The 13,971-nt window shown below is 46.4% G+C and carries 10 protein-coding genes and 7 tRNA genes; 3 read left to right on the top strand and 14 right to left on the bottom strand.

Annotated elements, in window-relative coordinates; genetic code table 11:
• Positions 1-39: 39 nt before the first annotated feature.
• The 7 genes from AC50Y5_RS25795 to isdC all read right to left on the bottom strand — a co-directional run bounded on the left by AC50Y5_RS25795 (position 40) and on the right by isdC (position 9,429).
• Entirely contained in the window at positions 40-1,026 is a 987-nt protein-coding gene (locus AC50Y5_RS25795) for a Gfo/Idh/MocA family protein (RefSeq protein ID WP_494864154.1), read from the bottom strand.
• A 170-nt stretch (positions 1,027-1,196) separates the two neighbouring features.
• The gene (locus AC50Y5_RS25790; protein WP_494864153.1) at positions 1,197-1,967 is read right to left on the bottom strand and encodes an ABC transporter ATP-binding protein; all 771 of its coding nucleotides are present in this window, start codon (positions 1,965-1,967) and stop codon (positions 1,197-1,199) included.
• Positions 1,957-2,940, bottom strand: coding sequence for a FecCD family ABC transporter permease (locus AC50Y5_RS25785; RefSeq protein ID WP_056037247.1), 984 nt, complete (start codon positions 2,938-2,940; stop codon positions 1,957-1,959). The genes AC50Y5_RS25790 and AC50Y5_RS25785 overlap by 11 nt, the downstream gene beginning before the upstream one ends.
• A 65-nt stretch (positions 2,941-3,005) precedes the next feature.
• A complete protein-coding gene (gene isdE, locus AC50Y5_RS25780) occupies positions 3,006-3,971 on the bottom strand; it encodes a heme ABC transporter substrate-binding protein IsdE (RefSeq protein WP_494864152.1) in 966 nt (321 codons plus the stop codon).
• A gap of 149 nt (positions 3,972-4,120) precedes the next feature.
• Entirely contained in the window at positions 4,121-7,777 is a 3,657-nt protein-coding gene (locus AC50Y5_RS25775) for an NEAT domain-containing protein (protein WP_494864151.1), read from the bottom strand.
• Positions 7,778-7,941: 164 nt separating this feature from the next.
• Positions 7,942-8,373: an NEAT domain-containing protein gene (locus AC50Y5_RS25770; protein ID WP_494864150.1), complete on the bottom strand. Its 432-nt coding sequence runs from the start codon at positions 8,371-8,373 to the stop codon at positions 7,942-7,944.
• 21 nt (positions 8,374-8,394) lie between these two features.
• Positions 8,395-9,429 carry a heme uptake protein IsdC gene (gene isdC, locus AC50Y5_RS25765; protein ID WP_494864303.1) on the bottom strand — a complete coding sequence of 345 codons (1,035 nt, stop codon included), beginning with the start codon at positions 9,427-9,429 and terminating at the stop codon, positions 8,395-8,397.
• A 512-nt stretch (positions 9,430-9,941) separates the two neighbouring features.
• Between isdC and AC50Y5_RS25760 the strand changes: the two genes are divergently transcribed.
• The 3 genes from AC50Y5_RS25760 to isdG are packed head-to-tail and all read left to right on the top strand — an operon-like array spanning position 9,942 to position 13,020.
• A complete protein-coding gene (locus AC50Y5_RS25760) occupies positions 9,942-10,910 on the top strand; it encodes an ABC transporter substrate-binding protein (protein WP_494864149.1) in 969 nt (322 codons plus the stop codon).
• Entirely contained in the window at positions 10,907-11,905 is a 999-nt protein-coding gene (locus AC50Y5_RS25755) for a FecCD family ABC transporter permease (RefSeq protein ID WP_056037262.1), read from the top strand. Before AC50Y5_RS25760 ends, AC50Y5_RS25755 begins: the two co-directional genes overlap by 4 nt.
• Positions 11,902-13,020, top strand: coding sequence for a heme oxygenase (gene isdG / locus AC50Y5_RS25750; protein ID WP_056037265.1), 1,119 nt, complete (start codon positions 11,902-11,904; stop codon positions 13,018-13,020). The genes AC50Y5_RS25755 and isdG overlap by 4 nt, the downstream gene beginning before the upstream one ends.
• Positions 13,021-13,202: 182 nt before the next feature.
• Here isdG and AC50Y5_RS25745 read toward each other — a convergent pair.
• From AC50Y5_RS25745 to AC50Y5_RS25715, 7 genes are all read right to left on the bottom strand, one after another.
• Positions 13,203-13,279 (bottom strand) — tRNA-Pro (locus AC50Y5_RS25745).
• 9 nt (positions 13,280-13,288) lie between these two features.
• Positions 13,289-13,363, bottom strand: a tRNA-Gly gene (locus AC50Y5_RS25740).
• A 9-nt stretch (positions 13,364-13,372) separates the two neighbouring features.
• Positions 13,373-13,459: transfer RNA gene (locus AC50Y5_RS25735), tRNA-Leu, on the bottom strand.
• A gap of 19 nt (positions 13,460-13,478) precedes the next feature.
• A tRNA-Thr gene (locus tag AC50Y5_RS25730) sits at positions 13,479-13,554 on the bottom strand.
• Positions 13,555-13,568: 14 nt separating this feature from the next.
• A tRNA-Asp gene (locus tag AC50Y5_RS25725) sits at positions 13,569-13,645 on the bottom strand.
• 16 nt (positions 13,646-13,661) lie between these two features.
• Positions 13,662-13,737, bottom strand: a tRNA-Val gene (locus AC50Y5_RS25720).
• A gap of 10 nt (positions 13,738-13,747) precedes the next feature.
• Positions 13,748-13,822 (bottom strand) — tRNA-Glu (locus AC50Y5_RS25715).
• Positions 13,823-13,971 lie beyond the last annotated feature (149 nt).

Here is a 13,971-nt window from a genome sequence, read left to right as displayed (position 1 = left end):
TAGGTCCATCCACATTCCAGTTACTTCCTTACATCCATATTATAGCCGATCTGCAGGGAAAACAAGCCCGATCTGGCTGCGCGCCTCATCCAGCACCTCAAGTACAGCAAGCGAGTTCGCAAGCGTATTAATATCCGATTCATGCTGGCCGCTCTGAATGAGCCGAATAAATGCCTCAGCCTCATACACCATCACATTTTCCGCCTGCGGCACCGTCAGCTCCTCCACTTTGCCATTACGGTATTCGATGCGCACCTGATTCGGGTAGCTAATATTTTCAATGATCATATTGCCCGCTTCGCCTTGGATTTCCGCTGGAAGCTGGGAATTGGAAATTTTGGAGTGCAGCACGGCCGCATCCATTCCATCATATTGCAGCAGCAGACTGCCCTTGCCGTCCACACCGGACTCCAGCATAACGGCACTTGCTTTTACTTTATTCGGCTTGCCGAACAATGAGACCAGCGGGTAAACACTGTAAATGCCAATGTCCATCAGCGAGCCATTCGAAAACTCCGGCTTGAATGCGTTCATGACATTGCCTTCCTTGTAAGCATCATAACGCGAAGAATATTGACAATAGGATGCAAAATAACCCCGAATGGCTCCCAGCTTAGGCAGGTGCTCGCGAATAACTGCGAAGTTCGGCACGAACGTCGATTTCATCGCCTCCATAAGCAGCACATTATTTTCTTTGGCCGCTGCGATCATTTCCCGCATTTCCCGGGCGTTTGAAGCAATGGGCTTCTCGACAAGCACATGCTTGCCATGCTTCATGCAGGTGATGGCATGCTGAGCATGATGCGAGGTAGGGCTTGCGATATATACAGCGTCCACCTGATCGCTCTTTGCCATCTCCTCCAAATCTGTGAACGTATGTGGGATATTATATTTACTCGCAAATTCAGCCGCCCGCTCTGACGTTCGCGAATATACGGCCGCTAAAGCAAAATCCTCCAGCCCGCGTGCCGCTTCAATAAAGGAATCTGTAATTTTATTGGTGCCAATTAGGCCAAAACGTATCATAAGCTTATTCCTCACTATCTCATCTTAATTTGTTCCTCTTATTCTACCACTACAGCCGGCGAAAAAAAATAAAAGCCGACTGCCCGCGCATCCATCTGCTCGAACTGTCGACTTTCTAGCGTGTGGCATCCCGCCTGCACCTCGGCTCTGAGTTTCAATCCATCACGAGCTCAAATGCCGACAGGTACAACATACAGCCCCGTATCGCTTTCTTGCTTAAGCAGCACATCAACCTGATACGTTTCTTTTACGATTTCCTTCGTAATAACAGCCTCCGGCGTACCGCTCGCTACAATTTCGCCCGCTTTCATCACGACAATGCGGTCGCTGTAACGGATTGCTTGATTAATGTCATGGAGTACCATGACGATAGTCATGCCATGCTCCCGATTTAATGCCTTTACCAGCTCCAATATTTCAATCTGGTAATACATATCGAGGAAGGTCGTCGGCTCATCCAGAAACAAGATCGGCGTTTTTTGCGCCAGCGCCATCGCAATCCATACCCGCTGCTTCTCGCCGCCAGAAAGCTGATTGAGCCGCTGGCTGCGCTTCTGCTGCAGGTTGGTCGAGTCAAGCGCCTCTTCAATCGCCCGCTCGTCCTCCTCATTCGCCTGTCCGAGGAAGCTGCGATGCGGCAGCCGACCATAGCTGACGAGCCGCTCCACCGTTAAATCGTAAGGCGCCTCATTTTGCTGATGCACGACCGCAAGCTTTTTAGCTAGCTCCTTTGGCTTGATTTGGGCCAGCGACTTGCCATCGAGCAGCACCTCCCCATGAGCGGGCGCATAGTTTTGCGATAAAATACCGAGCAGCGTCGATTTGCCGCAGCCATTTGGGCCGATAATCGTCGTTATTTTTCCCGTTTCAATTTTATCGCTGATGTTTTTAAGCTGGTCTGACTTTTTGTCATAGGAGAACGTCACCTGTTTAATTTCCATAAACGCGCTCACTCCTTCTAAGCATAAAGATGAGGAATGGCCCGCCGATAATCGTCATTATGATCGAAGCCGGAATTTCCGTCGGCGCGAGCACCGTCCGTCCGAGCGTATCCGCTGCTAAAATCAGCAAGGCGCCGCCCAGCGCAGAAAACGGAATAAGCACCTTATGATCGGAGCCAACCAAGGTACGCGCAATATGCGGAACGAGCAGGCCGACGAAAGCAATCAAGCCGCCAATGGCCGTTGCTACGGATGCGAGCAGCACCGCTACGACCGAGATCAGCAGCCGTGCCCGCGTTACCCGCAGCCCGAGATTTTTCGCCGTTTTGTCCTGTAAGCTGAGCATATTGCACCATGAACTGAGCAGCAAGGACAGCAGCAGGCCAATTAGGCCATACAGCCCGATAATTTGCACATCCGTCCACGTCTTCATGGTGAAAATCGATGAAATCGCCTGATTGACGCTCGTAACCGCGTAGCTGCCGCGATAATTAAACGACTGGCCGAGTCCCGTAAATGTCGCATTAATGGCAATCCCGACGAGAATAAGCCGCAACGGGCTAAGTCCCGACTTCCACGACAGCGCATAAACGAGGTAGCAGGCCAGCGCACCGCCGAAAAAGGAAAACAGCGGCATCCAGAAAAACAGCCCTGGAAAAACCGTTACAACAGTCAGCGATACTAGCCCTGCCCCCGATGAAATGCCAATCACGCCTGCATCCGCAAGCGGATTTTTCATTACGGCCTGAAGCAATACGCCGGACACCGCAAGCGAAGCTCCTGTCAGCAGAGAGACGATAATACGCGGAAACCGCAAATCTTTTATAACCTCTACCTGATCATTCGTTCCTGAAAATAAACCCTGCACCAAATCCAAAATGCCTACCTTAATACTCCCGGTCATAGCGGAATAAATGATAGCGGCTACCAGCAAAGCGATAACGACAATAAAACTGCCAACCTTCTTAATCATGACCAACGTCCTTTATGAAAAGTTCCCGAGCCGAACCTTGCCGGGCCACATCACGCCGTATTCGCTTATGGGTAGAGCATTCCCATCAAAGCATCGATAGCATCTACAGCGTATAAATTACCCGTCGTTCCGAATAAAGCTTCTTCCAAATCATATACTCGGCCGTTTTGTACGGCGCTGAAGTGCTTCCAAATATCGTTTTTCTGGAACTCCTTATCGAACATCTTCACAACTTCCTCCGGCATGCCATGGGCGGCACGCAAAATCACATCCGGATTCGACTGCTGCAAATATTCCGTGTTGGATGCTAAATACTCTACACTTTCACCCTGTACAATGTTGACGCCGCCAGCAAGCCGAACCAGATCGCCAATGTACGAATGCTCAGTCGCAACAAGATAACTGCCGGGCACGCCTAGCAAAATCAATACGCTTGGCTTTTTCTTCTCAGCCGTAGCCGTATGAATCTCCGCCACCTTCTGTTCGAACTTATCGACGATAGCTTGCGCTTGTGCTTGCTTATTGTACGTCTCGCCCAGCTTTTTAAGAGCATTATTCATGCTTTCCACACTCGTAAGGTTGAGAAAATCAGCCTGCATCCCCGCCGCTTCAAAAATCGGCTTCAGGTCATACTCCAGCGTCGTCACCGACAATATTTCCGTCGGCTTGAGCGATTTGACGAGCTCCATATCTGGGCTCATCGGATTGCCTACCCTTGTCACTTGGTCATAGCGGTCAGGCAGCGTCTTGGAGCTGGTCGGCACGCCTACAAGCTCCACTTCAAGCGCATCCAGCATTTGCGTAATCGCGACGGTTGTTGATACGACCCGCTGCTCTGCTGCAGGAGAAGAAGCCGGCTCGGCCGTATTCTTCTCCTGCTCGGCCTGCTCGGCTTGCTCAGCCTGTGCGGACTGGCCCGCTCCCTGCTGCTCCTTGGCAGCGGGATCAGCACCTGTTGCCGCGCAGGCAGCTAGCAGAAGCAGCGCCATCAATCCGAGCAGTCCAAGCATTTTGCCAAAAGCGTTATTCATCCGTTTATCTAACTCCCTTCATGAGAACATGACAAGGATACCGGTCTCCCGGCATCCTTGTCAGCTTTGCTTCATTTGTGTATGAACCGCAGGATTCACATACAGGAAGTACCTTTATCTTTATCTCCCTGCGTGCTCATGTTTCCTGCTTATTTCGTTTCCAGAAGCTTCATGATCAGCGTCAATGCTTCCGCTCTTGTTGCGTTAGCAAGCGGTTCAAATTTATTACCGCCTTTGCCTTGTACATAGCCAGCTTTTGCAGCAGCAGCAATGTCATTTTTCGCCCAATCGGGAATCGAGGCAGCATCTGCGAAGCTTAGCTCGTTCGTCTCATCAATGTCGAGCTTAGCTGCTCGAACGATAATGGAGGCCAGCTCCGAACGGTTAATTTCTCTGCTTGGAAGGAATGTTCCGTTCGCATAGCCAGAAATCAAGCCTGCTTTCGCAGCACGGTCAATGTGCGGCTTCGCCCATGCAGGGATTTGCTTGCTGTCATTGAATGTCGCACTTGTCGATCCATCCGTGAGCTTCAAAGCCCGGCTGATCAGAACGGCGAACTCAGCGCGAGTAATGACGCCATTCGGACGGAATTTGCCATCGGAATAACCTTTGACGATACCAAGCTCCAGCGCTTTTTCAATAGATGCTTGTGCCCAGTGGCCTTGAATATCCTTGAAGTCCGTTACAACAGGCTCGTTCAAATCATCTTTGCCTGCATTCGGATCTTTCTCCTCAACGACTTCCACATCGCCTACACCAGGTGCTACAGAACCAGCGGTCGCTACTAGAGTGTTAGGATAGAACTCGATTTGAATATCATACTCATGGAAATAATTCATAGCAGCCCAATCAATTTTGACCCAGCCATCGATGCGATTATTGATATTTGGGACATTGAAGTAGACAACCCGCGTGTTATTTACCGTGTCTCTGCTTTCAACACTAACACTGTTATTGTTAAATTTGAGTCCTGTAATTTCCTTGTCCTGCTTAAGCGTCATATAAAATGTTTTTGTGCCGCCCGAAACTTTCAGCAGTCCTGGGGAAATGACATAATCCTGCATAACGGACTTATTATCTGTTCCGTATTTTTTGATTTCAAACTGCAAGAAGTAGTTGCCGTCTGCCAGTTGTCCTGGAACAGTCGTTCCTGGCAGTTCAGTAACAGGAGCATCAGCTGTTTTGGTAATGTCGGCAAATTGAACAGCATATTGCACATCCGTTGCTGCCCCGCTAACTTCAACAACAAGCGAATACGTATCTGTAAGATTTGGAACAGCGAATTTAACAGGCGTACCTGTTATAACTGCTGCCAAGAATACAGCGTTTGCCAGCGAAGCGGCATTGTTTGCGCCACTTGTTGAGCCTATTGGAAGAATTTCAGCGCCTGTAGCATTATTTTTCAGCTTCTTAATCGTTACTCCCGCTTTAGGAGTGAAGCTAATAATGTTGCTTCCGTTACTATACGTCAAAACTCCTGATGCTTCCAAATGATCAGAAATGCCTTCATCAGAAGATTTAAACACGAGGCTGTAGGTGCCATTGCCTAGAACTTTTGCAGCTTTAAACGCAATAACCGCCTGTTCCAGAGCAGAACTACCGTCTTTTACTTGTGCTTCTGTTGCTATCGGGTTAGTTGTAATTACTTTCGCCGCAGTAATTACAGCTAATAATTTAGCTTTTGCCTGCGCTGGATACTTATCAATTTCTGTTCCCTCAGCTGCTTCATCATGTAATTTTTGAGCTGCAGCTATGCTAGCTTTCAAAGCTGTAGCATCCGCCGTACCAAAGCTCAAACGAATGTTGTGATCCGCTTCATAAGGCTGTCCTGATCTCGGGTCAATGACCGTAGGCATGGAAATATGGACCTGAGCGTCCAACAGCGCCGTCAAATCACTTACTTTGAACTTAACTACTCTAGTATTAGCCGTTGTATCCGTACTTACAATAGTAGAATCAACTAGTACGCCGTTTTCCTTCACTTTGAATGCTGTAACGATGCTGCTGTCTTTGATTGTAAAGCTTACAAAGGTGGAACCGTCAACTGAAGTTACGTTTGCTGGTTTCAGGAAGTAGCTGTCCATGCTGGAAAATGCCTGATTAGTTGCATGTAGAGCCGCAAAATAAATCTGACGGTTTGCTGATGCTTTAAATGCTGTCACCGCTTGCTCCAGCGCTGTGTTGGCACTGTTTAATTGCAATCTTGTAGCCGATAATTGCTCGGCTTTCGCTGTAGCTGTTTCAATAGCAGTTTGAAGCGCTGCTATGGTGTTGTTATCGTATTGACCAGCTTCTGTGCCTACAATCGCTTGATCATGTACCAATTGGGCTGCTTCAATAGTAGCGCTTAGCGTCTTAAACTGTTCCGAGTTATAGCTCAAATATACGGATTTTGTAACTGAATCTGTTTTGTAAACCAAGTATGACAGCCCTTGGAATGTACTATCGGTTGCATTATCGTTTCTCACAGCCACCTGATAGATCGTTTTGTCTGCATCAGAAAGGCTGTTTACTTTATAAAAAGGTGGAGAGATAGCAGTAGAATATCCGCCTCCGCTCGATGGGAAAGAAGCTTTCAAAGCAGACTCGTCTACCGCTGTTTTAAACGGAATATTAGCAACTGTATGTTTTAATTTACCTTGCAGCAATGTAATTTGCGAAGCAAAATCTCCTGCGAATTCAGAAATTTCAGCATCGCTGCCAAGAGAGTTCAAAACAATGAGATCTATTACCTGCGCATTGTAGCGGCTGTTTTTTACGTTTTTCTCTACATTTTGCAAAGCAAGCAGGGCATCATCGACTTGTTTTTGGGTAGCATCCCGATTATAAGCCATGTTGTTAGCCGTATTAATAGCATTTTGCATACTCAGCTCGGAATTATATGGATATTCTCCATCGCTTACAATATTCGTCCCGCTGCCGTTATCTGCTGTTCCCGTATTTTTCACAGTAGCAGCGAATGTACCAGCCTCTGTAATGCCTTGGAACAAAGCAATTTTGCTGACGCTAATTCGTCCAGCCTCATACTCTTTTTTAGCCTCATTTAGAATGGCGTAGGCCGCTTTAATCAGTTCAATATTGCCGCCTGCTGATGCAGCGATACCATCTGCCATTTGAATTGCATTATAAAGCTTTGTTTTGGAGCCAACAGGATAAAACCCATCTCCTGTGCCTTCATAAGTGCTTTCATAGACGGATCTGGTAACTGTGAAAAGCTCATTCAACTTTTCAAGTGTTACTGTTTCACTACCGCTGCCATTGTCAACACCACCATCTACTGGACCAGTAGGAAGCGTTGTTGTATCCAAATCGAGCTGCAGGTTGTACCAACTATCATAATTTGCAGCCGGTAGAACGATATGCACCAGAATATCCTGGCGCTGGCTCAAGTCAGCTATATCGATCCGCGCTTTAACAGCATCCGGGTTCGTTCCATCACCAAGCAAGGTCGGCGTTACTGTTTTGTAGCCATCCATACCTGTGACGGTTTGACCATTTATAGTTGCCTTCGCTTGGCCTTCCATACGTGCAGAAAAATGTTGAAATGCTGTATATTTAAAAAATTCATTTTCAAATTGAGCCTTGCCATCTTTCACTATCAGTTTGCCTGTATTAGGTACGACGACCATCGATTCTAAAATCGAGGTTTCATTTGTGTTGTCTTTCAAATAACGAAAGTTGATCGGATACTCTCCATCTGGCACCGTTGTAGCTGCCGCTTGAGCAATTGGACCTATGCTTGCTACTTGCAGCATTAACACTAATGCAAGAAGCAATGCCACCACTTTTGTATATTGCTTTTTCACCCTGCTTACTCTCCTTTTAACGGTTCATTTATTTCCACTAACTCTATGTCTCGCTTGCAAGACTTTGTAATTTTCTAACATACTGATTTACCCGGCAAAAGAACGGTCTGGATAAATCAGACCGTTCTTTGTACTCTATCTGTGTTTAATTTGTGCGAATGGTCTTACAGATCCCAGCTGAATTTAATGTCATGAACTGTGTTGTAGCCATCTGGGTAACCAGGGAATGGTGGCACTGTAACATGGATTTTAGCAACTGTTTGAGCAGTAAGGTCATTTACTACGAAAGTAAATTGTTTGTCACCGTTTGAAAGAGTAGTTGCAGGAACGAGAGTGTAAGTAGCGCCACCATCATTGGAAATGCTCAGCGAGTTGATGTAGCTGCCGCCAGAGAAAGACAATGTAACTGTTTTATTATCCGATGCAAGGCTTGCAGGGCTATTTGCATATGCATTAGCATAAGAAACTGTGCCATCTGGTTTCAGCACAGTAAAGTTTAGCGAAGTTGCCGCAAAAGCAGAACCTACTTGAACAACTAGTGCAACAGCCATAACCAACAGCATCAAAGGCATCATTTTTTTGAACGATTTAATCATAATTATAAACACTCCCTATTATTAGTTTTTGGCTTTGTTCTTCCGATAAAAATACATAATAGCTCCTACTAAAACAACGATACCAACAACAGTCACTGGTGTTACCCAATTATTAGAACGCTCTTGAAGCGGTTCTACCTCTGCTGCGGCTTCTACAGAATCATTTTCGTTGGCCTTGCCTGCATCCTCAGCCGTCCCTTCGGTTTCAGATACACTGGAAGTGTCAACAGACTCGTCTGTTCCCGCTTCCAAAACCGCCTTCGCAGCTGCCTCTGGTGAAACGGTTGCTTCAACTGCAGGAGTTGCTTCATCAGCTGGTGCTTCCGGTTTCTCTACTGCTTCAGGAGATGCGCTTGCGACGGTCTCCTGAGGCACTGCCGATGATGGGATAGCGCTTTCCGTTACGCTGTCAGCTCCACCTTTTTCATCGGCAACAGTTGGCGTTGCTTGAGCCGAAGCTTTCGGCGTAGCTGTTGCTTCCGCAGAATTTCCATCCATTGCAGGCGCCTTGGTAGCTTTCGGGGAAGCAGTCGCCTTAGGAGTTGGCGTGGCTGTCGGCTTTGTTGCTGCAGACTCTGCAGGTTTGGGAGTGGTCTCCACTTTTGCAGGAGTTTCTGCCTTGCTTACAAGCTTCAGGCTATTCGTATCAAAATCGAATCGTATAGTGTAGTCGTGATCATAATCAATATCGGGAACCGTGACATGAATTTTAGACAGCATCGTTTGGGACAAATCATCTACGCTGAACTGTACAACCCGCGTATCATTAGCCTTACTGCTGCTGATAATCTTCGTGTTCACATATCCTCCACCGCCAGGGACTTTAAACTCTGTTACCCAAGCACTATGATTAATTTGCAGCTGCACTGTTATTTTTCCGTTTTCAACGATAACCTTGGCAGGCTTTTCCCAATAATCATTTGCCATAGATGCTGATTCATCTTCAGCTTTCTTGATGACATAATCAATCGTATATGTACCGTCTGTCATGCTCTGCGCATAGGCTGCCGGTGCTGTAAGAAAAATCATAAAACAAATAATTAAGAATGCTGATATTGGGAGTTTACGAATGAAGTCTTTCTCCTCCTCTCCTGTCGTATGGAAAAAATAGTTTAGAAAAGGTAGACAACAATCAAGTTAATGATTATCATTATCAATTGAGTGTTAAAAAAAATACCTTTTCTTCCCCTCCCCTAAGTCTGCTCATCATACTCTTCACAGCTCTCAGGATGCCTAGCAAACTGTTTATCAGCTGCCCGACAACTTGATATTAACGTAACTGTATTAATTTTGTCAATCACTTATTTCTATATTTTTTTGTTTTATTTTTCTTTTAATGATTTTAAAGCTTAAGATATGATTTTTATATCACCATAAAAATAATATTAATTTCATTTTTATGAGTAAAATAAATATTTATTGTTTAAAAATATACATTTAAAATTTTCTTTCTCCAATATTATTTTTTTCTATATATTGTTTATTTCTTATTGACATTGATTATCATTTACAATATCATTATTTTAATAATAATAATAATCATTATCATATCGGATTGGGAGGATTATATGAAAATTGTATACCCTGTGATGCTGGCCCTGCTTCTCTTAGCCGCACCAGGTTGCTCACAAAATGTTAATTCAGCCGCCTCACAAGGGGTTGCAAGTCATGCTGGGAAACAAAATGCGGTGGCCATAACCGATTTTGCAGGAAGGCAACTAACATTTGCTGCTGTCCCTTCGCATATTGTAGCGTTAAGCAATGGTGAAGCCGATATTGTTTATGCCCTAGGGGGAACACTCGTCGGCCGTCCTACCTCCTCCGTTCCATTAGCCAACGAAGAAGCAGAGGCCGTGGAACAAATCGGATCTACCCATGAGGTCGATCTGGAGAAAATCGCCTTTTTGAAAGCGGATGTCGTTCTCGGCAACAATCCTATGAATACGAAGGATATACCGACTATCGAAAGCATTGGGGCCAAGATGGTGCTCTCCTCTGCCAATTCTATAGACGATATTAAAAAACAAATTGCGCTGTTAGGCCAGCTTCTGCAAAAACAGTCGCGGGCTGAAGAGCTTATTGCCGAAATCGATGGCAAGCTCAGCCAAATTGCAGCAAATGCCAGCACGAATAAGACGCGGGCTTTATTAGTATACGGCGCTCCGGGTACCTTTATGGCCGCACTGCCCAACTCTCTCAGCGGCAACATTTTGGAGATGGCTGGCGGACAAAATATCGCCTCGGATTATGAAGCGCTTCAAAGCTATCCACAATATGCTCAGCTCAATTCAGAAAGAATTGTTCAGTCTAATCCACAAGTTGTCATGATTATGACACATGGCAACCCGGATCAGGTAAAAGATGCCTTCCTAAAGGAAATGCAAAGCAATGCTGCCTGGAATGGACTTGATGCTGTAAAAAATAATGCCATCGAAGTGCTGCCTGCCGACCTGTTCGGCACAAACCCGGGGACGCGTGTAACAGATGCGCTCACCCTTATGATTGAAATGCTAGATGGAGCGAAGAAGCAGCCATGAATAAAACTCAGCGAAGCCGCCGGCGCAAATGGTCTATCCTAATTGCGCCTATTATTTTGCTACTTGTTACTTATTTCGGTCTCGTTTACGGGTCTGTTCCTATTACTTTAAAAGAGATTGGCCAGGTTCTCACCTCCGATGCCGATCCCCGTTACGAAACCATCATTATGAATTTAAGAATGCCGCGCGTTATTATTGGTTTGCTGGTAGGCGCTTGCCTAGCTGCATCAGGCGCTCTGCTGCAAGGCGTAATGCGCAATCCCCTTGCGGATCCCGGCATTATTGGGGTTTCCGCTGGCGGCGGACTTGCAGCTGTCATCACGATGGTCGTTCTTCCGCAGCTTGGCTATATGCTGCCAATAGCAGCCTTTTTAGGTGCAAGCATTACTTGCCTGCTGATCTATTTGAGCGCATGGGACAAAGGGACATCGCCTATCAAAATCGTACTCGCAGGCGTAGCCATTAATGCACTGCTCGGCGCTGTAACAAACGGACTTATGGTCGTCTATAGCGACCGCGTACAATCGGTTCTACCTTGGCTTGCTGGTGGGCTGAACGGAAGAAGCTGGAGCCATCTCTCCTTTATGGCGCCTTATGCCATTGTCGGTTTGCTGCTCTGCTTTCTGGCGATTAAGCCAGCCAATGTGCTGCTGCTAGGCGATGACTCCGCCCAACTGCTTGGCCAAAAAGTTCAAATCCAGCGCTTCCTGCTCATTATTTTGGCTGCATTGTTAGCCGGAGCTGCCGTCAGCGTCGCGGGGCTAATTGGTTTTGTTGGACTCGTCGTCCCACATGCCGTTCGTTTAATTATCGGAGACGACTACCGCTTTCTCCTTCCGCTTTCTATAGTCGGTGGAGCATCTTTAGTCGTTTTAGCAGATACATTCGCACGTACCTGGTTTGATCCGATTGAGCTTCCTGTAGGCATCCTTCTTGCCTGTCTGGGAGCACCATTCTTTCTTTATCTATTACGTAAAAAGGGGGCAATACGATGAATGCTGCTATTCATATTGAAAATGTAGGCTTATCCGTCGGCGCTTTCGAAATGGAAGATGCCAATATGATTATCCCTTCTGGAAAAATCACGGCCATCGTTGGTCCTAATGGATCAGGCAAATCGACAATGCTGAAGGTCATCACCAAGCTGCTTACGCCAGACAAAGGCGAAGTATTTATTAATCAGAAGCCGCTTAAAACCTACAAATCCAAAGATTTTGCCAAAGATATTGCTATGCTTACGCAATCCAAAGAAATGATTCCCGACCTAACGGTACGTGAACTCGTTTCCTTTGGGCGCTCACCTCATAAGCCTATGTTCAAAAACAAAATGACACACGAAGACAATGACATCATCGATTGGGCCCTAAAGATTACCGGCACTAAGCGTTACCAGCATCAAATGTTTTACACTTTATCTGGAGGTGAACAGCAAAAAGCGCGAATCGCAATGGCTTTGGCGCAAAAAACGAATATTCTTCTGCTCGACGAGCCTACTACTTATCTCGATATTGCCCATCAATTCGATGTAATGGAGATGCTGCAGCAGATTAATCGGGATCATCAGATTACAATTGTTATGGTTTTACATGACCTCCAGCAAGCAGCTGCATACTGTGACCATATGATTGCTATGAAACGCGGATTAATTGCCATGACAGGGGAACCCCAAACCGTACTAACTTCAGAGTTTTTAAAAGATGTGTATAACATGGATGCCCGTATCAAATTTGATGAAGGTTATCCCCTTATTATCCCGAATCCAAGAAAAAATCAGGAGGACACCAAAATGATTATTGTAACAAATGCATCCCATATTACAAAAGGCAATGCCCATAAGCTGATTGAGCGCTTCGACCGTGTTGGCGATGTAGAGAAAGCAGAGGGATTCCTTGGCCTTGAGGTTTTGCTGACAGAGAAAACGAAAGATTATGAGGAAGTATCCATTGTAACACGCTGGAACACGAAAGATGATTTCCAAGCTTGGACTCGCAGCGACGCTTTCCGTGAAGCTCATTCTCGTCGTGGTGGAACACCGGACTATATTATTTCCAATACAATTACCTTCTACGAAGTTAAAGTCATTAGAAACCCGATTGCTGCGGCTAACTAGCCTACTGCTTTAAGCACATTTATTCCAATAAAAAAGAAGCTTGCAGAGCCACTCTTGAAGTGGAATTGCAAGCTTCTTTCATATGTAACAGCTGTTACGCTGATCTATTATCGGGCAAATAAAAAAGCCTGCTCTTGCGCTCCAATTACCGAGCAAGTTCAGACATGCTGTAAAACTTATAATGGTCGGGACGACACGATTTGAACATGCGACCCCCTGGTCCCAAACCAGGTGCTCTACCAAGCTGAGCTACGTCCCGAAACAAAAATGGAGCGGACGACGAGATTCGAACTCGCGACCCTCGCCTTGGCAAGGCGATGCTCTACCACTGAGCCACGTCCGCAAAAAAATATGGTGCGGTCGAGAGGACTCGAACCTCCACGGCTGTTACACCACTAGAACCTGAATCTAGCGCGTCTGCCAATTCCGCCACGACCGCATATTTTTTTGAAAAAAGATGGTGCCGTCGAGAGGACTTGAACCCCCAACCTACTGATTACAAGTCAGTTGCTCTACCAATTGAGCTACAACGGCACAAAATGAAAGAATGGCGGAGCTGACGAGATTCGAACTCGCGGTCTCCTGCGTGACAGGCAGGCATGTTAGGCCTCTACACCACAGCTCCGTATTCAAAATCATAATGGTGGAGGCTGAGGGGATCGAACCCCCGACCCTCTGCTTGTAAGGCAGATGCTCTCCCAGCTGAGCTAAGCCTCCGAAAATGGTATGGTGACCCGTAGGGGACTCGAACCCCTGTTACCTCCGTGAAAGGGAGGTGTCTTAACCACTTGACCAACGGGCCATGATCACGTTTAAAACCAATCAATGTGTGTTGCACATTGAAAACTGGATGCGAAAGACAAAGTCTGAAACTTTAGCGTGTTATTAGGATAAGCCCTCGACCGATTAGTATTCGTCAGCTGCACGCATTGCTGCGCTTCCACCCCGAAC

It is taken from the genome of Paenibacillus sp. JT22N7, assembly GCF_059383875.1.
The sequence above is the reverse complement of the archived record's forward strand: the minus strand, read 5'-3'. Positions and strand labels throughout refer to the sequence as shown.